Origin of the sequence: Tenacibaculum piscium, from assembly GCF_021390715.1 — a bacterium.
GTDB lineage: Bacteria > Bacteroidota > Bacteroidia > Flavobacteriales > Flavobacteriaceae > Polaribacter > Polaribacter piscius.
On sequence record NZ_JAJGWT010000003.1, the window covers coordinates 230,558 to 249,069 of the forward strand.

General features: G+C 31.1%; 19 protein-coding genes. 9 read left to right on the plus strand and 10 right to left on the minus strand.

Annotated features, from left to right (window positions below; translation table 11 throughout):
- Window positions 1-24 precede the first annotated feature (24 nt).
- On the minus strand, window positions 25-381 hold the full coding sequence (locus tag L0U77_RS04775) for a hypothetical protein (protein WP_233900811.1): 357 nt from the start codon (window positions 379-381) through the stop codon (window positions 25-27).
- Window positions 382-515: 134 nt separating this feature from the next.
- Between L0U77_RS04775 and L0U77_RS04780 the strand changes: the two genes are divergently transcribed.
- Complete coding sequence (locus L0U77_RS04780; RefSeq protein ID WP_233883663.1) at window positions 516-1,073, plus strand: 5-formyltetrahydrofolate cyclo-ligase; 558 nt, start codon at window positions 516-518, stop codon at window positions 1,071-1,073.
- Window positions 1,074-1,159: 86 nt separating this feature from the next.
- Here the strand turns inward: L0U77_RS04780 and rho are convergent, their stop codons facing one another.
- A complete protein-coding gene (gene rho / locus L0U77_RS04785) occupies window positions 1,160-2,953 on the minus strand; it encodes a transcription termination factor Rho (RefSeq protein ID WP_233900812.1) in 1,794 nt (597 codons plus the stop codon).
- Window positions 2,954-3,155: 202 nt separating this feature from the next.
- Between rho and L0U77_RS04790 the strand changes: the two genes are divergently transcribed.
- Window positions 3,156-3,590: a DUF4293 domain-containing protein gene (locus L0U77_RS04790; RefSeq protein ID WP_101916753.1), complete on the plus strand. Its 435-nt coding sequence runs from the start codon at window positions 3,156-3,158 to the stop codon at window positions 3,588-3,590.
- Window positions 3,591-3,840: 250 nt separating this feature from the next.
- On the opposite strand, the gene L0U77_RS04795 is transcribed toward L0U77_RS04790, so the two are convergent.
- A complete protein-coding gene (locus tag L0U77_RS04795; protein ID WP_233900116.1) occupies window positions 3,841-4,335 on the minus strand; it encodes a metallophosphoesterase family protein in 495 nt (164 codons plus the stop codon).
- 74 nt (window positions 4,336-4,409) lie between these two features.
- On the opposite strand from L0U77_RS04795, the gene truA reads away from it, so the two are divergent.
- From truA to L0U77_RS04810, 3 genes are all read left to right on the plus strand, one after another.
- The gene (gene truA, locus L0U77_RS04800; protein ID WP_101916755.1) at window positions 4,410-5,144 is read left to right on the plus strand and encodes a tRNA pseudouridine(38-40) synthase TruA; all 735 of its coding nucleotides are present in this window, start codon (window positions 4,410-4,412) and stop codon (window positions 5,142-5,144) included.
- Window positions 5,145-5,240: 96 nt separating this feature from the next.
- Window positions 5,241-6,953, plus strand: a complete 1,713-nt coding sequence (locus tag L0U77_RS04805; protein WP_233900813.1) for an ABC transporter ATP-binding protein — start codon at window positions 5,241-5,243, stop codon at window positions 6,951-6,953.
- 84 nt (window positions 6,954-7,037) lie between these two features.
- Window positions 7,038-7,547 (plus strand): hypothetical protein, encoded by a 510-nt coding sequence (locus L0U77_RS04810; protein WP_233897347.1) that lies wholly within the window; start codon window positions 7,038-7,040, stop codon window positions 7,545-7,547.
- A 47-nt stretch (window positions 7,548-7,594) separates the two neighbouring features.
- Here the strand turns inward: L0U77_RS04810 and cdaA are convergent, their stop codons facing one another.
- Both cdaA and folP read right to left on the minus strand, forming a co-directional pair.
- Window positions 7,595-8,383, minus strand: coding sequence for a diadenylate cyclase CdaA (cdaA, locus tag L0U77_RS04815; RefSeq protein ID WP_101916757.1), 789 nt, complete (start codon window positions 8,381-8,383; stop codon window positions 7,595-7,597).
- Window positions 8,384-8,430: 47 nt separating this feature from the next.
- Window positions 8,431-9,261 carry a dihydropteroate synthase gene (gene folP, locus L0U77_RS04820; RefSeq protein WP_101916758.1) on the minus strand — a complete coding sequence of 277 codons (831 nt, stop codon included), beginning with the start codon at window positions 9,259-9,261 and terminating at the stop codon, window positions 8,431-8,433.
- Window positions 9,262-9,424: 163 nt separating this feature from the next.
- On the opposite strand from folP, the gene L0U77_RS04825 reads away from it, so the two are divergent.
- The 4 genes from L0U77_RS04825 to L0U77_RS04840 all read left to right on the plus strand — a co-directional run bounded on the left by L0U77_RS04825 (window position 9,425) and on the right by L0U77_RS04840 (window position 12,192).
- Window positions 9,425-9,973 carry a DUF1599 domain-containing protein gene (locus tag L0U77_RS04825; RefSeq protein ID WP_233883671.1) on the plus strand — a complete coding sequence of 183 codons (549 nt, stop codon included), beginning with the start codon at window positions 9,425-9,427 and terminating at the stop codon, window positions 9,971-9,973.
- Window positions 9,974-10,012: 39 nt separating this feature from the next.
- Complete coding sequence (locus L0U77_RS04830) at window positions 10,013-10,987, plus strand: MauE/DoxX family redox-associated membrane protein (RefSeq protein ID WP_233900814.1); 975 nt, start codon at window positions 10,013-10,015, stop codon at window positions 10,985-10,987.
- A 97-nt stretch (window positions 10,988-11,084) separates the two neighbouring features.
- Window positions 11,085-11,456 carry a fluoride efflux transporter CrcB gene (gene crcB, locus L0U77_RS04835; protein ID WP_233897345.1) on the plus strand — a complete coding sequence of 124 codons (372 nt, stop codon included), beginning with the start codon at window positions 11,085-11,087 and terminating at the stop codon, window positions 11,454-11,456.
- Window positions 11,457-11,487: 31 nt separating this feature from the next.
- Entirely contained in the window at window positions 11,488-12,192 is a 705-nt protein-coding gene (locus L0U77_RS04840) for a crotonase/enoyl-CoA hydratase family protein (RefSeq protein WP_233897344.1), read from the plus strand.
- Between the two features lie 64 nt (window positions 12,193-12,256).
- On the opposite strand, the gene L0U77_RS04845 is transcribed toward L0U77_RS04840, so the two are convergent.
- From L0U77_RS04845 to L0U77_RS04865, 5 genes are all read right to left on the minus strand, one after another.
- Window positions 12,257-12,811, minus strand: coding sequence for a DUF4833 domain-containing protein (locus L0U77_RS04845; RefSeq protein WP_233897343.1), 555 nt, complete (start codon window positions 12,809-12,811; stop codon window positions 12,257-12,259).
- 73 nt (window positions 12,812-12,884) lie between these two features.
- Complete coding sequence (locus tag L0U77_RS04850; RefSeq protein ID WP_233897342.1) at window positions 12,885-14,471, minus strand: oleate hydratase; 1,587 nt, start codon at window positions 14,469-14,471, stop codon at window positions 12,885-12,887.
- Window positions 14,472-14,501: 30 nt separating this feature from the next.
- On the minus strand, window positions 14,502-15,398 hold the full coding sequence (locus L0U77_RS04855; RefSeq protein WP_233900815.1) for a 3-hydroxyacyl-CoA dehydrogenase: 897 nt from the start codon (window positions 15,396-15,398) through the stop codon (window positions 14,502-14,504).
- An 89-nt stretch (window positions 15,399-15,487) separates the two neighbouring features.
- Window positions 15,488-17,428, minus strand: a complete 1,941-nt coding sequence (locus L0U77_RS04860) for an oleate hydratase (RefSeq protein ID WP_233900816.1) — start codon at window positions 17,426-17,428, stop codon at window positions 15,488-15,490.
- 111 nt (window positions 17,429-17,539) lie between these two features.
- Complete coding sequence (locus L0U77_RS04865; RefSeq protein ID WP_101916766.1) at window positions 17,540-18,418, minus strand: helix-turn-helix domain-containing protein; 879 nt, start codon at window positions 18,416-18,418, stop codon at window positions 17,540-17,542.
- Window positions 18,419-18,512 lie beyond the last annotated feature (94 nt).

Here is an 18,512-nt window from a genome sequence, read left to right on the forward strand (position 1 = left end):
TTTATTAGTTTTTTATATTTTATTTTAAATAACATCAATAATTTTTTCTAAAATATGATGTATTACGCCAACTATAATCACGATTATACTGAAAAACAGAAAACGAATACGAGTTAATTTCGCTTTATTTTTTGCTTTATTTTTAAATTTTTTCTTCAGATAAAAAACATCAAGAATAACATATAGCAAAGCAATAATACTTCCAATACTTAAACCTACATGAAATAATACAACATCATAAATCCAATCAAAAACGTTAAGAATTCCTATTGATGATGATTTTGGTTTTGCTCCTAAAACAATTCGCATATATCCAATTCCTGATAAAAGTGATAAAATAACCCAAAAAAAATAATCCCGAATTTGATATACTAATTTCATAAAAACTACACATTTCTTAAAACGAAAAAGTACTATTTTATTTTTTCTTATTGACTTAAATTAAGCTTTAAGTTTACGTAAATTTGTTTTTTATGGATTTTTAGCTATAAACAGCACTTTATTTACTATCAATTATGGAAAAAACAACACTTAGAAAAATATATAAACAAAAAAGAGCTGAATTAACTTCACTAGAAATAGCAGTATTTCAAGAAAGTATTTATCAGCAAATTTTCAACTCAGAAATAATTGATTTCAATGCGATAAACAATGTTCATTTATTTTTATCGATGCGAAAATTTAAGGAAATAGATACGCAACCTATTATTGATTTTTTCAGAAGTAAAGGAAAAAAAATAATTGTTAGTCAATGTAATTTTGCTGATGATTCGCTCACACATTTTTATTTAGAAGAAAAGACTGAATTAATTTTAAATAAATTCGGCGTTCCCGAGCCTGTAAATGCTACAGAAGTTGCTGTTACAGAAATTGATTTGGTTTTTGTGCCGATGTTAATTTCTGATAAAGAAAATTATAGAGTTGGTTACGGAAAAGGATTTTACGATCGTTTTTTAGCCAATTGTAGAGAAGATACTAAAACAATCGGGCTTAATTTCTTTCCGCCAATCGCCAAAATTTCCGATTGTAATCAATATGATATTCCGCTTGACAATATTATATTTCCGATATAAAACATAAAAAATCCCGTAAAATTTTACGGGATTTTTTATGTTTTATCTATTTTTTAAAATGTTTTTCAGAAAAAATCAGGAATAAATTATCCGTTCATCGAAATTAAAAATTCTTCATTATTTTTAGAAAGTCGAATTCTATCATTAATAAACGTCATTGCTTCTACAGGGTTCATATCTGCTAAATATTTTCGTAATACCCACATACGTTTTACGGTTTTTGGGTCTAACAATAAATCATCACGACGCGTACTCGATTTAATTAAATCAATCGCTGGATAAATTCTACGGTTTGAAATATTACGATCTAATTGTAGTTCCATATTTCCAGTTCCTTTAAATTCTTCAAAGATAACCTCATCCATTTTCGAACCAGTTTCGGTAAGTGCCGTTGCGATAATAGTTAACGAACCACCATTTTCAATATTACGCGCCGCTCCAAAGAAACGTTTTGGCTTATGCAAGGCATTGGCATCAATACCTCCTGATAAAATTTTACCTGAAGCAGGTGCAACGGTATTGTAAGCTCTTGCTAAACGTGTAATTGAATCTAATAAAATAACCACATCATGTCCACATTCTACCAAACGTTTTGCTTTTTCTAAAACGATATTGGCAACACGAACGTGTTTATCGGCAGGTTCATCAAAGGTTGAAGCAACTACTTCTCCACGAACATTACGTTTCATATCGGTAACTTCTTCGGGTCTTTCATCAATTAACAAAACAATTTGATACACTTCAGGATGATTTGCTGCAATAGCATTTGCGACATCCTTTAATAACATTGTTTTACCTGTTTTTGGTTGCGATACAATCATACCACGTTGTCCTTTTCCGATAGGAGAAAATATATCAATAATTCTAGTAGATAAAGAGCTTCCTTTTTCGGCTAGATTGAATTTTTCATCTGAAAATAAGGGCGTTAAATGTTCAAACGAAACTCTATCACGAACAATATTTGGATTTAAACCGTTAATTTTTGATACTCTAATTAGTGGGAAGTATTTTTCGCCTTCTTTCGGCGGACGGACATTTCCAAGAACGGTATCTCCTGTTTTTAGTCCGAATAATTTTATTTGAGATTGGGAAACGTAAATATCATCGGGTGATGATAGGTAATTATAATCTGATGAGCGTAAAAATCCATAACCGTCAGGCATCATTTCTAGCACGCCTTCACTTTCGATAATTCCATCAAATTCAAAATCGGGATCTCGATATTTGTTACCGCTTTTATGAGTTGTTTTTTGTTGATTTTTATGTTGCGGTTTTTTCCCTGCTTCGACTACTGCTCTTGGTCTTGGCGTTGGTTTTGGTATTGGTTTTTTGGAATCTGTTTGTGTTCTCGGATTTGGAGCTTGTTTTTTTGTAGCTTCCACGACTGCTCTTGGTCTTGGTCTTGAAATTATTTTTTTAACGGCTGCTTTTGAATCTTTTTCTTCAGCAACATTTTTTTCAATTTCAGTTGATTTGTTAAGCTCTTTTGTTGGGCTATTTTTAGTTTTTAAAACAGGAGTTACTTTATTGGCTACTGTTTTTTGAACATTTTCGATGTTTTCAACTTTTTCTGCGTTTTCAACATTTTGAACGTTCTCAAGATTATTTTCAACAGCTACATTTTTATTTTCTTGTTGCTTTTCTTGTTCTTGTTGTGTTTGTTCCAAAATTTTTTCTTTGGATGATTTTTCTATTCTTTTCCGCTTCGGTTTTTCCGCTATTGCTTCAGGTTGATTGACACTAACTTGGGGTTGTGCTTCTAAAATTTTAGAAACTAAATCTAATTTTTTTAATTGACTTACTCTAGTTAACCCTATCGTTTTTGCAATTGCTTGTAAATCTATTAATTTTTTAGTTTTTAATTCGGAAATATCGAGCATTCGTGAAATTATTAAGTTGTATAATCCTTAGTTTAAGAAAAAGGATTTAATTGTATTTAAATTTTTATGATTTCAAATTATATAGGAACTATATAATTATGTTATTGTGCAGGTACTTATCTGACAAATATATACAAATATTTTAACTTGTAATATTTCTTTTTAAAAAAATAAATATTATATTTGCTATCCAATCTTAAATATGATACAGAGAAAACAATCTTTATACTTATTCATTGCAGGAATTTTGTCAGGAATTTTACCTTTTGTGTTTAGTCTTTGGACGACACAGTCAGCTATTTCTGTGTATATAATTGATTTATTCTCTAGTGTTTCGCTGTTAGAAAAAGCGACGCCTATCTTATTTTTGATGTCTGCTTTACTATCAATTGTAACCTTATTTTTATTTAAGAAAAGGGAATTACAATTTGTTTTAGGGCGTTTAAATATTTTGATTAATCTTTTTTTAGTAGGTATTTTGATTTATCTATCACAAACATTATCTGGAGAGGCTTCGGTTTCCGAGAAAGGTATTGGGATGTTCCTTCCTATTCTTGTTATTTTGTTAGTAGTTTTAGCAAATAAAGCCATCAAGAAGGATGAAGATCTTGTAAAATCTGTAGATAGAATTCGATAATCCTAATATATATTTTAGTGCGACAAAAACCGAGGTGAAGACCTCGGTTTTTACATTTTCACTCTTTATTATTATTATTTATTATTCTTTAGAGCCTGTTTAAATTTCATCTGAAAAAAAAATATAACAGAAAAATAAGGAATCGAATCCGTCAAAGGGATTTTATTTCAGTTCACATCCTGATTTGCCGTAGTTCTCCTGTTGATGCGATGCTGAAATAAATTCAGCATGACGAAAATTTAGTTTTAATTTATTTTTTTCCTAATTCGATAACTTCCATATTGATAATTTCGCCTTTATCCAATTCAAAACGAAGCATTGTTCTTATTTTATGAAACCCGTATTTTCCTGATGCTCCTGGATTTAAGTGTAGTAAATTAAATTTTTGGTCGTACTGAACTTTTAAAATATGAGAATGTCCACTAATAAATATTTTAGGTGATTTCTGCTGTAATTCTTCCCGAACTCTGGGTTTGTAGGCGTTTGGATAGCCGCCAATATGTGTTATCCAAACCGAAACATCTTCCACTATAAATCGATTATCTAACGGAAATTCTGCTCTTGCATTATTATCATCAATATTTCCATAAACGGCTCTTAGTGGCTTGAGTTTTTTTATGGTATCGGTTACTTTTAAATCGCCAATATCGCCTGCATGCCAAACCTCATCGGCTTGTTTTACAAACTTCAAGATTTGATTATCAATAAAACTATGCGTATCGGAAAGTAATAGTATTTTTTTCATCAATACAAAATTACTCAAATCAACAAGAAATCAGGTGAATATTTCATAATTTAGCCATTTAAATTTCGTGTTTTTTGAGATATTTTATTGAATTAGCGTATAAAGGAAAAAAGTATCATGGTTGGCAAATACAACCTGATGCCGTATCAGTACAAGAAAAAATAAACAAGGCAATTAGCACTGTTTTAAGAGAAAATATTATGATTACAGGCGCAGGAAGAACCGATACTGGCGTACACGCTTCGCAAATGTTTGCTCATTTTGATACCGATGCTATCTTAACTAATCAATTTGCGTTTCGATTAAATGCACTTTTACCTGATGATATTGTAATTTTTAACTGTAAATTGGTGCATGATACTGCACACGCTCGTTTCGATGCCACGAGTCGAAGTTATGAATATAAAATTTGGCTCGGTAGAAATCCTTTTTCGTTAGATACTTCTTGGCAATTATACAATCAGCAATTAAATATTGATTTGATGAACCAAGCAGGAGCGATTTTATACAAGCATCAAGATTTTGAATGTTTTTCAAAAGTAAAAACAGACGTACATACTTTTAATTGTGATATTACCAATGCTGTTTGGAAATTAAACGGCAATGAATTAACGTTTCATATTAGTGCCAATCGATTTTTAAGAAATATGGTTCGAGCGATTGTCGGTACTTTAATTGACGTTGGAACAGGCAAAATAAGTCTGGAAGATTTTAAGAAAATTATCGAACGTAAAAACAGAAGTAACGCAGGAACATCAGCACCTGCAAAGGGATTATTTTTAACAAAAGTTGCCTACGATTATATCTAATTAACAGATACTATTTGGCAAAAAAATAAATAACAAATAAATAACGTGAGCAAAACAACAGGAAAAGCATTTGATATTAAAATTTTTGTAAGACTGATGAGTTTTGCAAAAAAATACCGTGTACGATTTATTCTAGCTTCCATCTCTACGATACTTTTGGCACTATTTGCGGTACTAAGTCCCGTTATTTTAATGCGTGCTATTGATGATTTTGTCGCTCATAAAGACCCTACACGATTATTATATTACACCATCGCAATGCTTGTTACCTTATTAATACAGGTATTTTTTCAATTTAGTTTTATTTACAATGCGAATTGGGTTGGTCAGCATATTATTAAAGACATCAGAACGAAAACATTTCGAAAAATAATGTCTTTTAATATGCGTTATTTTGATAATTCATCGGTTGGAAAACTGGTAACTCGTGTGGTTTCTGATGTTGAAACAATTGCGAATTTCTTTACGCAAGGTGTTTTTATGATTATTAGCGATTTATTAAAAATGATCGTCGTTATCATCGTGATGTTATACACCAACTGGAAACTTGCGCTTATCGCCTTGGCAACCTTACCGATTTTAATTTATGCCACCAAATTATTTCAGATAGCCATAAAAGCTACTTTTCAAGATGTTCGTAATCAGGTAGCCAACCTCAACGGATTTGTGCAAGAAAGAGTTACGGGAATGAAAATTGTACAGCTTTTTAATCGTGAAAAAATTGAGTATAAAAATTTTATTGAAATTAACGAAAAACATAAAAAAGCACATATTAAAACGGTTTGGTACTACTCTATTTTTTTTCCAATTGCTGAAATATTATCATCGATTGCGATTGGTTTAATCGTTTGGTACGGCGGATTACAAGTAATTGAAGATAACGCAGTGTCAGTTGGAGCTATTATTGGTTTTATCAAAATGGCACAAATGTTATTCAGACCGCTTCGTCAAATTGCGGATAAATTTAATCAACTTCAAATGGGAATTGTGGCTGGAGAACGTGTATTTTCTATTATTGATACCCAAAGTAGTATTGCTAAAAATGGTGAAATCACCACTGCGAGTTTACAAGGAAACATCCGTTTTAAGGACGTACATTTTAGTTATATTAAAGGAGAAGAAATTTTAAAAGGTATTTCTTTTGATGTTAAAAAAGGAGAAACCGTTGCAATTGTTGGAGCTACGGGTGCAGGAAAATCAACAATTATTAATTTGATAAATCGTTTTTATGAAATAGATAGCGGTGCTATTTATTTAGATGATATACTAGTTGAAGAATACGAAATTAATGCATTGCGAGAAAAAATAGCCGTTGTTTTACAAGATGTATTTTTATTTTCTGATACTATTTTCAATAATATTTCCTTAAAAAATGAAACTATTTCTTTGGAGGAAGTAAAACAGGCTGCCAAGCAAATTGGAATTCATAAATTTATTATGAGTTTGCCCAATAATTATGACTATAATGTAAAAGAACGTGGCGGTATGTTATCTTCAGGACAGCGTCAATTGATTGCTTTTTTGCGTGCGTATGTAAGCAAACCAAGTATTTTAATTTTAGATGAAGCGACATCTTCGGTGGATTCTAATTCGGAAAAAATGATTCAATTTGCTACGGATAAAATCACCAAAAACCGTACTTCGATTATCATTGCTCACCGATTAGCGACTATTAAAAAAGCTGATACAATTATTGTTATGGATAACGGTCGGATTGTTGAAGTAGGAAATCAAGCATCACTTTTACGTAAAAAAGATGGTTATTATAAGAATTTATATAAAAAGCAATTTAAAACTAAAATTATCTAAAATTATTTTGTAAATAGTTTGTTTACAATGCGCAATACAATACATTTGTGCATATCAATCTATAAACTAAAAAATCATAAAACGATGAAAAAAGTAATTTTAACTATGTGTGTTGCTGGAGCATTATTAGCAACTTCTTGTGATAAGGCTAAAGAAAAAGCAAAAGACGCTACTGATGCTACTGTTGAAGCTGCAAAAGATGCTGCTGATGCTACTTCTGATGCTGCTACAAAAGCTGTAGATGCTACTGCTGATGCTGCAAACAAAGCTGTTGACGCTACTTCTGATGCTGCTGCTAAAGTTGCTGAAGGTGCCGAAGACGCTGTTGATGCTGTAAAATCTGCAATTGAAGGAGTTTCTATTCCTGAATTTAAAGATCCTAAAGTTGGTGAGTATTTAAGCTCATATGCTAACTATGCTAATGATTATATCGCTGCTAAAGGAGATGTAGTAAAAAATGCAAGCTTAGCTAAAAAAGGTGCTGAATTAGCTGCTGAAGGAAAGAAAATAGTTTCTTCTTTAGATGCTGAAGGAAAAAAGAAATTTAACTCAGTAATGAGCGCTATCCAATCTAAAATGGCTCCTGCTAAATAATTTTAGATTTTTATACAAATTAAAAGCTCGCAATTTGCGAGCTTTTTTTATGTTCTTAAATCATTTTGTAATCTTGTTAATAATTCTTCTTGGGTTTTATACAACACAAATTCACCATTATTTATATACGATATTTCACCTGTTTCTTCGGATACTAACAAACAAATAGCATCTGTTTTTTCGGTAACGCCAATAGCGGCTCTGTGCCGTAATCCGAAACGAGCAGGTATTTTTGTACTGTTAGAAACAGGTAAAATAACACGAGTCGCTACAATAAAATTATCTCGAATTACCGTTGCTCCATCATGCAATGGACTATTTTTATAAAAGATACTTTCTAAAATTGCTTCATTTACTTGTGCATTCATTGTATCACCTGTATTGATTAAAAAATCAAGATTATTTGTTTTTTCAATAACAATTAAAGCGCCTGTTTTTGTTTTTGACATGCTAATACATGCCTGTAAAATTGTTTGAATATCAATATCTACTTCGGGAGTAAGTTCGCTTTGCATAAATTTTAACTGATGTAAAAAACTTTTTTTTGCTGAAAAATTAGTCGTTCCTATCATCAATAAAAACTTTCTGATTTCTTGCTGAAAAACAATAATTAACGCAATAACACCACCCGATAATAAATATCCTAAAATCCCGCTCAACATTTCCATATGAAGTGCTTGTGTTATCTTCCAAATTAAGAAAATAAACGTAATTCCGATAACAATATTAATCGCCACCGTACCTTTTAATAGCTTATAAATGTAGTATAACAAGACGGCAACTAAAATAATATCAAGCACATCGAGAAACGAAAAATCAATAAAACGTAAATTCATTACTTGTAATTATTTTGATGAAAATTTAAGCTCATTCGTTTTTAAAATCATGAAATTTCTTGAAGTTTTTCGACAATTTTCACTGCTTCAACAGCTTGTTTTACATCGTGAACTCTTAAAATTTTTGTACCATGTAATAAAGCGATAGTATTTGCCACGGTTGTAGCGTTTAAAGCTTCTTTTGGTGAAATTTCTAAAACTTTATATAACATTGATTTTCGTGAAATGCCTGTTAAAATTGGTACTTCTAAACTTTTAAATAAGGATAACTTTTTTAACAATTCGTAATTATGTTCGTTTGTTTTTCCAAATCCAAAACCGACATCAATAATAACATCGTTTACTTTTAAAGCTCGAAGTGTCGCTAATTTTTCGGCAAAAAATGAAATTATTTCTTTTACAATATCCTGATAAACAGGATTTAATTGCATATCCTGTGGTGTTCCTTGCATGTGCATCATAATATATGGCACTTGTAATTCTGCTATAATTTCAAACATTTTGGCATCTAAAATACCCGCAGAAATATCATTAATTATGGAAGCTCCTGCTTGAATCGCTTCTTTTGCGACCTTACTTCTAAAAGTATCAACGGAGATTATAATTTGAGGAAAATGCTTTTTTAATAATTTTATGACAGGAATAATTCGGGCTAATTCTTCCGATTCCGAGACTTTTTTTGCATTGGGTTTTGACGAATATGCACCGACATCAATAAAAGTTGCACCTTCATCTAACATTTTTTTTGTTTGATTCAAAATTTCTTTTTCATCGTTATAGTTTCCACCATCAAAAAAAGAATCGGGCGTAATATTTAAAATTCCCATCACCTTAGGCGTTGTTAAATCGATTAGATTTCCGTTGCAATTAATTGTCATGCTTATTGATTTTTATATCTTTTTAACTATTTTCAACTATTTTCAGAAGTTCAAAAAGGTTTTAAGCAGTTTTAAGAACTCTTTAAAACGATTTTAAGAGTAAAAATACGCGAAATCGCTGTAATATTTACTACTTTTGAAGGATTACTTATTAAAAAATAAAATGCAAAAAACGTCCAAACAATACGATGCCGTAACAGAAGAATGTAAGAATTTGTTTATCAAAAAGATGAGCGATTATGGCTGTGCTTGGCGAATTTTAAGACTTCCGTCATTAACTGACCAGATTTTTATCAAAGCACAACGTATTCGCCAATTACAGGAAAATACTGAGCGAAAAGTAGATGAAGGCGAAAAATCAGAATTTATTGGGATTATCAATTATGCAATTATGGCACTGATTCAACTCGAATTAGGCGTTGTTGAAAAACCCGATTTAACCACAAAAAAAGCCGTTGATTTATATGATAAACATATCAAAATAAGTAAAGAATTGATGGAAAATAAAAACCATGATTATGGCGAAGCATGGCGAGAAATGAGAATTTCATCTTTAACCGATTTAATTCTTCAAAAATTACTTCGCGTAAAACAAATTGAAGATAATCAAGGAAAAACCTTAGTTTCTGAAGGAATTGATGCCAATTATCAAGATATGATTAATTATGCTATTTTTGCATTAATTCTTCATTCAGAATTAGCTACAAATTAGCTATGAATTAACATTTTAACTTAAAACATACATACTATTATGATTTTAAAAATAATCACCCATATTTCAAGAATATTAGTCGGATTTTTATTTATTTATTCAGGATTTGTAAAATTAGTCGATCCTATTGGTTCTCAATATAAATTTGAAGAATATTTCAGTGAAGATGTTTTAAATTTAGAATTTCTAATTCCATTTGCCTTACCATTTTCCATTCTTTTAATTGTTATTGAATTGATTTTAGGCGTAATGCTTTTAGTGGGTTACAAACCTAAATTAACGGTTTGGAGTTTATTTGGAATTAATTTGGTTTTCTTATTTCTAACTTGGTATTCCTACACATACAACAAAGTTACCGATTGCGGTTGTTTTGGTGATGCTTTAAAATTAACACCAAAAGAAACCTTCTATAAAAATATTGTATTTATGGTTTTTATCGGTATTTTAATCCTCGGATTACGATATATTAAACCATTATTTTCCAATAAAATAGGATTAATAACGACTTATACAGCGTTGTTAGTATCCTTTGGAATTGTGTATCAGGTTTTAGAACATTTGCCAATTATTGATTTTAGAGCCTACGCCGTAGGAACTGATATTGCACAAGGCATGAAATATCAAGAAGGTGGTGATAATATTCCGCCAATCCATGATTTTATGATTGAAACGGATGAAGGAGATTTATTAGAAACGATGTTATCTAAAGAGAAAGCGATGTTAATTATCATGTCTAATTTTGATAAATCTGAAAAAGAAGGGATTGTAGCGGTATCGGAAATTGCAAGTACTGCCAAGGCAAAAGGCTATGAAATTTATGTATTAACGGCTTCTTATATTGAAGATTTAGCCCTTACTCAAAAGGAATTTAACATGCCATATATCTTTGGTTTCTGTGATGAAACGGCGTTAAAAACAGTGATTCGAGCAAACCCAGGAATTGTTACGGTTGAAAAAGGAATTATTGTAGGCAAATGGAATTGGACAGATGCCGAAGATGTTACTTTAAAATAACAACTTTATATTTTTTTAGATAACAAAACCTCATCCTTTCGGTGAGGTTTTGTTATTTTAGCAAAGAGCTGATTTATCAAAAATATTTAACAACAAAATGAAACAATTATTACTCGTTTTTATTGGCGGTGGCTTTGGAAGTGTTTTACGATTTTTAATCGGAAAACTTTTAAATAATCAACAAACAGGGATTCCGTATGGTACTTTTACCGCAAATATTTTAGGAAGTTTACTGATTGGTTTTATTTTAGGATTTGCTGCTAAAAATGATACAGTAACCCAAAATCATACGTTGTTATTAGCCACTGGTTTTTGCGGTGGATTTACTACTTTTTCAAGTTTTGCGTATGAAAATCATGTATTTCTAAAAGCAGGCGATTTTACAACATTTGCCTTTTATACCATTGCGAGTTTTATCGTAGGATTTTTAGCTGTTTTTGCAGGAATATTCTTGGTTAAATTCAGTTGAATTTATTTAAAAATTAAAAAAATAACAGATTATGAACGAATTAATAGACTATTCATCTACTGAAAAGTACGCAATTATTACGCTTAAAAACGGAAAAGTAAACGCCATTTCTCACGAAGTAATTGATTCTTTAAATAAATTTTTAGACCAAGCAGAATCTCAAAAAAAAGTAGTTATTTTAACAGGACAATCGGGTATTTTTTCTGCTGGATATGATTTAAAAAGTATGACAACTTCACCAGAATCTGCCTTAGAATTGGTAACAAAAGGCTCAACTTTATCGCACAGAATGTTATCATTTCCATTTCCGATACTTGTAGCTTGTACAGGTCATGCCATTGCAAAAGGCGCATTTTTGTTACTTTCTTCGGATTACAGAATTGGTGCAAAAGGTGCTTTTAAAATAGGATTCAATGAAGTATTAATCGGAATGACCATGCACAATGCAGGAATTGCAATTGCCAAAGGTCGTTTAACGCCTACGTATTTGAATCGAAGTGTCAATAATTCGGAAATGTACTCGCCAGAAGATGCGGTAACTGCTGGTTTTTTAGATACAATTGTTCATGAAAATCAGGTATTACCAACGGCGATTAAAATTGCAGAAATGTTTGCAACATTAAACCCAAAAGCACATCATCAAACCAAATTAAAAGTTCGAAAAACAGTTTTAAAATCTTTGGAAAAAGCCATCAAAAAAGATAGTAAAGAAGGCTTAAATCCGCCATCAAAATAAAAAAAATTATTTCGTATGGGTGAACAATCTATGTGTTCGCCCATTATAATCTCTTTTTTGCTGATTACATTCTATATTTTTCTACTATTTTTTTTCGAGTTTGAAAATCTTCACCATAAAAAAGAATATATTTCGTTTTAATATTTTTTCCAAAAGCCGTATCTTCAAATTGAAGAAACAACTTATCAACATACATTTTTCGATTATTTACCATCGTATAAACATGCCCATTTTGAGCCTTATCAATAGTTAAATAAAAAAATAGCGCATCAGTAGCAACAAGCCTAAATTTATATAAATTAACGGCTAATCTTTCTATAATAACACCGTATGCTAATTTTTTCTGCAAGGTTGTTAACTCTTTTTTACTTCCATCTTTCGCATACAAAATACGATATTCTTTTATTGGAAACTCTTTATTTACAAAGGCTTCACTTCTATTGATATCATATAAATAGGTATTATAATTATTGCTATGTTGAATGTAAAAAAGAAGGTTTTTTGTTTTTTCTGGCACAGGATAATTTTCTTGAGCAAGAATTGTATCACTATAAAACACTAGAAAAACAGCCAAAAAATAATTTAGGAATAACAAAAAAGAAGGGTTTATTTTTTTCATTATATTTTCATTATATTTTGATTATTTCTTGACTGTTTATTGACTGTTTTAGATTATTTATGAAGATAAAAAATTACTCAAAAGCTTTGATAATTGTTTCCATTTTAACTTTTAATGTTTGGTCGTGAGGCGTTATTGGTGGAATTTCATCATGTATATTTAAAAGCTGATACACTGCCATTTGTGCTGCTCGAATCGAATATTCGACTGTAAAAACGACATCATCAGGAATTTCAACAAATTGACTTACAAAAGCTAAATTTTTAGAATTTTTAGGCACAGGCAAAGGTCTATCTCCTTTTTTTCGAGGCATAAACATACTGGTAATATACGGCATACGGCACGGAATACAAATCGCATTGGCAAAAACGGTATCGTAATCAAATTTTAAATGTCCGCAAAGTTCTTGAAGAATTTCTTCCCCTGAACATTCTGTCATTGGTTTTGCCACAAAATTTCCGACACGGTCGGGATGCAATCCATACGCCCAAAAAACCTGTACTTCCGTAGGTTGATTTCTATAATGTGGTTGACTATTTAAAGCAAAACTTAAAAACCAATTCGAATCTTTAAGCGTAACTTGGCTTCCTGTTCCTGCTTTATTTCCTGAAAAAGCTTCCATTTTATCAAAAAAAGCGGTGTCTTTTAAGGTAACCGTAAAGGATTCCCACGAAGTTTCTGGAATACTTGAATTAAAGTTTGCTGGATTTCCAAATTCTGGATGTTTTTGAGCTAATTTTTCCCAAAGCTCCCAACCTTTACTTATTTTTTTGGTCAATGATTTTGGAGATTTTTTCATAGAACCAAGGCTATACGCATCGGTCATCGAACCATTTTGAAAAAATACAACATCATTTTCTTCGACACTAATTTGATGTTTTTTTTCGGCTTCTAGATACTCAAAACCAGTAGCAACAATTTCTTTATTTTTATTAATTTCGGTTTGTAAATCGGTTACGGTACAGCCTTTTTTAAAATTCACGCCTTGTAATTCGAGCCAAATTTCCAAAGGACGAATCATCGAATCGTATTGATTATAAACCGTACGTCTTACGCCCGACATGGTTTCTACTTCGGAAAACTCTTGCATAAATCGATGCAAATAGCGTTTAAATTCTACGGCACTATGCCAAGGAGAAAAAGCAAAAGTAGTACGCCACATAAACCAGAAATTAGTTTCAAAAAAAGAAGGCGAAAGCCAATCTGAAATGCACGTATTTTCTAATTTTTCTTCGGATGCTTCACTTAATTTGAGTAATTCTATTCTATCGGATATTGAAAAACCTAATTTTGAAGCATCAATAATTGCTCTATTTTTATCAATAAGCCGTGCTTTTGCGTCGGATTTTATACGCTCATTAAACGCACGTGTTTCTTCATATACCGATTTATTAGGATCCGTTAATGAAGGAATTGTTTTAAACAACGCCCATGTACATTCATAAATATTCATTGTTAACATACGAGCTCCACGCATAATGTAACCATTTTCAGGATTTCCAAAAGCGTCCATACTCCCGCCTAAATTCGGTAAACTTTCAAAAATTGTAATATTATTTGCTAACAATTTTCCATCTCTGATTAAAAAAACAGCTCCTGCTAATGAACCGATTCCACCACCAATGAAATATGCTTTTTGATTTTCTGGATTTGTATTCATTGAAAATTGTGTTTTAATTTTATTTTGATATTAACTTAAAAAATCATCTTCTTTATACGCTGGATTCGGATATGTATAAAAACCTTCACCAGTTGAAACGCCTAATTTATTGGTATCGATAAAATTTTCTTTTAAAAATTCGGTTGTTTTAATTTTCAAAGGGTTTTTTGATTTTTCAGAAGCCATTTTATTGATATTATACACGGTATTAATTCCGACAATATCTAAAATTGCAAAAGGTCCGATGGGTGCTCCTGTAGCTTTCATCCAAGTTTTATCGATAGTTTGAGGCTCGGCAACTTCCTTTACTAAAAGATCGGTAGCCGCACCTAAAAAAGGCACTAATAACGAGTTCAAAATATAACCTGGTTGCTCTTTCTGCAAAGGTAATGCTAACATTCCGATTGCTTTTGCAAAAGCTACCACATCGTTAAATATTTCAGGATTTGTTGCTGAATGTCCCATAATTTCTGCCGTATTATTTCTCCAAATATCATTAGCAAAATGAAGCGCTAAAAATTGAGAAGGACGCCCTGTAACCTCAGCAAACTGACTCGGCAAAAGTGTAGAGGAATTAGTTGCAAATACCGTTTTTTCAACGGCAACTTTTGCTAGTTTTGTATAAAAATCTATTTTAATAGCTGGATTTTCTGGAACAGCTTCAATTAATAAATCGGCATCTTTTACGGCATCTACTAAATTTGAACTGTATTTTAAATTATCAAAAGCAACAGCCAAATCAGCATCCGAAGCGTTTAAATCTCTTTGAAAAGCTTCACACATTTTTGGAAATTTAGCTTTTGCCTTTGCTAACATTTCATCGTTAATATCGTAAACGGTTACGTTAAATTTATGAAAAGCTGCTTGAAATGCTATTTGATAGCCTAAAACGCCACTTCCTGCTACAGTAATATTTTTGTAATTCATCTTGTGTATTTTTTAAAAATTCTACGCTATATTTTTTTAAAAAAGGGATTTTATAAATAACAAATCCCCTTTTTTAAGTATCAATTATATTAAAGATTTTTTGCCCAATCTTGTAATTTTTCAAATTGTTCTGCAATAAAAGATTCATGATGTTCTTCTGGTGCTTCTTCAACATCAATTGGTAAAATATGTTCAAAATAAGTGTTTTTTAACACGCGTTTTAAAATACTTTCTCCAGGAAAAGGTTTGTTATCATTTAAAGCTTTCGTCGCTTTTAATATTTGACGAATATCATATTGAGTTGAAGCAATATCTGGTACTTGTTTGTTTGAATTTATCAATTTATAAACCGCTGTTTTTGCCGTTCTTACTGATGATTCTACCGTGAAAACAACATCGTTGTTCGTTTCTACAAATTGTCCGACAAGTCCTAAATTCTTACATCCGTTAGGCACAATTTGAGGTCTATCGCCAGTAGCTCTAGGCAAAAACATTGATGTAATATACGGCATAAAAGCAGTGCGAACAATCGTGTTTTCTATCACATTTTCAAGTTGATTTTCTAAACCTAAATGAAAACATAATTCTGATAAAATTTCATTTCCTGTACATTGAGGCATCCTTTTTTGTACATGATTTCCTTCTTTATCAATATATAAAGCATACACCCAAACCACTAAAATATCGTCGGGTTGCGTTGGATAATGCGGTTGGCGATTAATGGTAAAACTCATCAACCAATTAGAATCGGTAATGGTTACAATTCCTCCTGTGGCTGCCTTTCCTGAATACGGATCGTTTACACAATATTCTTTAAATTTTTCGGTCAAATCGGAAGGGCGACACGTTAAGGTTGCCGATTGCCAAGCCGATTTTTCTATATTTCCACAAAACTTTTCAGGTTTTCCAAAATCAGACGATTTCGCAGCTAAATTTTTCCATAATTTCCAACCGTCACTTTTTCCGCTTTGGCTGTTATCAATAGTTTCAATCGCTGGTTTTGTGTTCGTTCCATACGACGTATCTTCGGTCATAGAACCTGTGGTAACAATTACGTAATCGTTTTTTGTTACAGGAATAACCACATCTTTACCGTTTTGTTCGGTGATAATTCCTTGTACAACTTTGCCTTCGGTATTAATTCTGATGTCTAAATCTTTTACAAGCGTATCAAACTGAATGGTTACACCTTTCGATTTTAAATGCTCGGTTAAAGGTTTTACAAACGTATCATATTGATTGTATTTCGGGAAAACTAAGCATGATAAATCTTTCATTCCGTCAAGAGTATGTAAAAAACGGTGCATGTATAATTTACATTCTAATAAACTATGCCAGTTTTCAAAAGCAAACATGGTACGCCATAAAAACCAAAAATTACTTTGTAAAAATGATTCACTAAAATAATCTTCAATCGATAAATCGTTTAATTCTTCTTTCTTTTTCAACAATAATTTTACAATAGCAAGTTGGTCTTTTTTATCCAAACCGAATTTGCTAAAATCTTGAATTTCTCCTTTATTATGAATTAATCGCGCTTTTGAATAATTCGGGTCGTTGTCATTTAACAAACGATATTCGTCTAAAACACTATAAGGAGCGGGCATTTCAAGGGCTGGAATGTCTTGAAAAATATCCCATAAATTTTCATAGGTCATTTCCATTTCTCGTCCACCTCGGATAATATAACCCTCTTCAGCATTTCCTGCACCGTCAAGCGAACCGCCTTCTACTGATAATTTATCTAAAAAAACAATGTTTTCTCCTGAAAAATGTCCGTCTCTAATAAAATAATAAGCCGCCGATAATCCTGCAATTCCACTTCCTACAATATAAACTTTGCTATCTTTAAATGATTTTGAAGGAATCCCTTTATTTCGCTGATAATTTCCTGTTAAATCAGCAAAAGGCATCGGAATATCTTTTGAATTATGAACTACATCTTTACTCGCATCTGGAGTGTGATTTACCTTTCCTAGAAAAGGAGAAACATTTAATACTTTGTCAAATTTTGAAGTGTCTTTTTTCATTTCAGATAGTATTTAATTGAGTGTTTAATTCTTTGTTATCCAAAGTTACCACTATCCTTAAATTAACTTGTATCCCAAAATTCAGCAATAGTATCCTTAAATTATAGTTTCTTACTTTTTAGTATTTCTGTATGAAGATGGCGAACTTGTTGTTTGTCGTTTAAAAAATCGCCCAAAAGCCGAAATAGAATTAAATTGAAGTTGATACGCAATTTCAGAAATTGATAAAGCAGGATTTCCTAATAAAACTAACGCTTCTTTTAACAAAGCTTCTTCAATAATTTGATGTGGTGTTTTTCCAACATTTTTCTTAGTAATTTCGATTAAATATTTATTAGAAATACACAATTCACTAGCATAAAAACCAACTGATTTCTCTTCTAAAATACATTCTTGTACCAATTTATTAAAACGCAGATAAATAGTTGTTTTTACATCTTTACAAGCTATTATATTTGGTGTTTTCTGTTGAATAATTTCGGCAATTTCTAAAAGCAGATTAAAAATTAAAACACGAATCATTTGTTTGGTAAATATACTTTTACACTGTTCTTTTTCTTTTATCGTATTGATAATTTTCAATAAATTTTGCGTATTTTCTTCCGATGTATGCAACACCGAATACGAACTTTGTTGAAACAACGCCATTTTTTCAATAATAAACGGATCGGAAATATTGGTCAGTAAAAAATTCTTTTCAAAAAATACGGTTTGAATTTTAAAATTAGGACTTGCATTTAAAAAATGGACAATCGTAGAAGGCGCAGAACAAAAAACACTCCCCTTTCTTATTTTATAATTAATGGCATTAATTTCTAAATCAATTTCGCCATCTGTGCAAATGCAAAAGGCGTAATAATCCATGCGAAATGGATTTTCTGGAAATTTAAAAATTGATTTTCCCGAAGATATATAATAAGAGTTATGACAATCAATATTAAAAAAAGAAAGGGTGTCTTGTAAATTTTCGTAATTTTTCTGATTTTTCATTAATTCGTTTTATTGATTTTTTTCAATTTAAAAAATAGCCTCTAAAAACAATTTTAAAAATAAACTATTTGAGAGCGATATTCTTACTTAAATT

Bases quoted from the DNA above. Each gene is read 5' to 3' on its own strand.
- L0U77_RS04775 (WP_233900811.1), bottom strand. From the start codon at position 381: ATGAAATTAGTATATCAAATTCGGGATTATTTTTTTTGGGTTATTTTA.
- L0U77_RS04780 (WP_233883663.1), top strand. From the start codon at position 516: ATGGAAAAAACAACACTTAGAAAAATATATAAACAAAAAAGAGCTGAA.
- rho (WP_233900812.1), bottom strand. From the start codon at position 2,953: ATGCTCGATATTTCCGAATTAAAAACTAAAAAATTAATAGATTTACAA.
- L0U77_RS04790 (WP_101916753.1), top strand. From the start codon at position 3,156: ATGATACAGAGAAAACAATCTTTATACTTATTCATTGCAGGAATTTTG.
- L0U77_RS04795 (WP_233900116.1), bottom strand. From the start codon at position 4,335: ATGAAAAAAATACTATTACTTTCCGATACGCATAGTTTTATTGATAAT.
- L0U77_RS04805 (WP_233900813.1), top strand. From the start codon at position 5,241: ATGAGTTTTGCAAAAAAATACCGTGTACGATTTATTCTAGCTTCCATC.
- L0U77_RS04810 (WP_233897347.1), top strand. From the start codon at position 7,038: ATGAAAAAAGTAATTTTAACTATGTGTGTTGCTGGAGCATTATTAGCA.
- cdaA (WP_101916757.1), bottom strand. From the start codon at position 8,383: ATGAATTTACGTTTTATTGATTTTTCGTTTCTCGATGTGCTTGATATT.
- folP (WP_101916758.1), bottom strand. From the start codon at position 9,261: ATGACAATTAATTGCAACGGAAATCTAATCGATTTAACAACGCCTAAG.
- L0U77_RS04825 (WP_233883671.1), top strand. From the start codon at position 9,425: ATGCAAAAAACGTCCAAACAATACGATGCCGTAACAGAAGAATGTAAG.
- L0U77_RS04830 (WP_233900814.1), top strand. From the start codon at position 10,013: ATGATTTTAAAAATAATCACCCATATTTCAAGAATATTAGTCGGATTT.
- crcB (WP_233897345.1), top strand. From the start codon at position 11,085: ATGAAACAATTATTACTCGTTTTTATTGGCGGTGGCTTTGGAAGTGTT.
- L0U77_RS04840 (WP_233897344.1), top strand. From the start codon at position 11,488: ATGAACGAATTAATAGACTATTCATCTACTGAAAAGTACGCAATTATT.
- L0U77_RS04845 (WP_233897343.1), bottom strand. From the start codon at position 12,811: ATGAAAAAAATAAACCCTTCTTTTTTGTTATTCCTAAATTATTTTTTG.
- L0U77_RS04850 (WP_233897342.1), bottom strand. From the start codon at position 14,471: ATGAATACAAATCCAGAAAATCAAAAAGCATATTTCATTGGTGGTGGA.
- L0U77_RS04855 (WP_233900815.1), bottom strand. From the start codon at position 15,398: ATGAATTACAAAAATATTACTGTAGCAGGAAGTGGCGTTTTAGGCTAT.
- L0U77_RS04860 (WP_233900816.1), bottom strand. From the start codon at position 17,428: ATGAAAAAAGACACTTCAAAATTTGACAAAGTATTAAATGTTTCTCCT.
- L0U77_RS04865 (WP_101916766.1), bottom strand. From the start codon at position 18,418: ATGAAAAATCAGAAAAATTACGAAAATTTACAAGACACCCTTTCTTTT.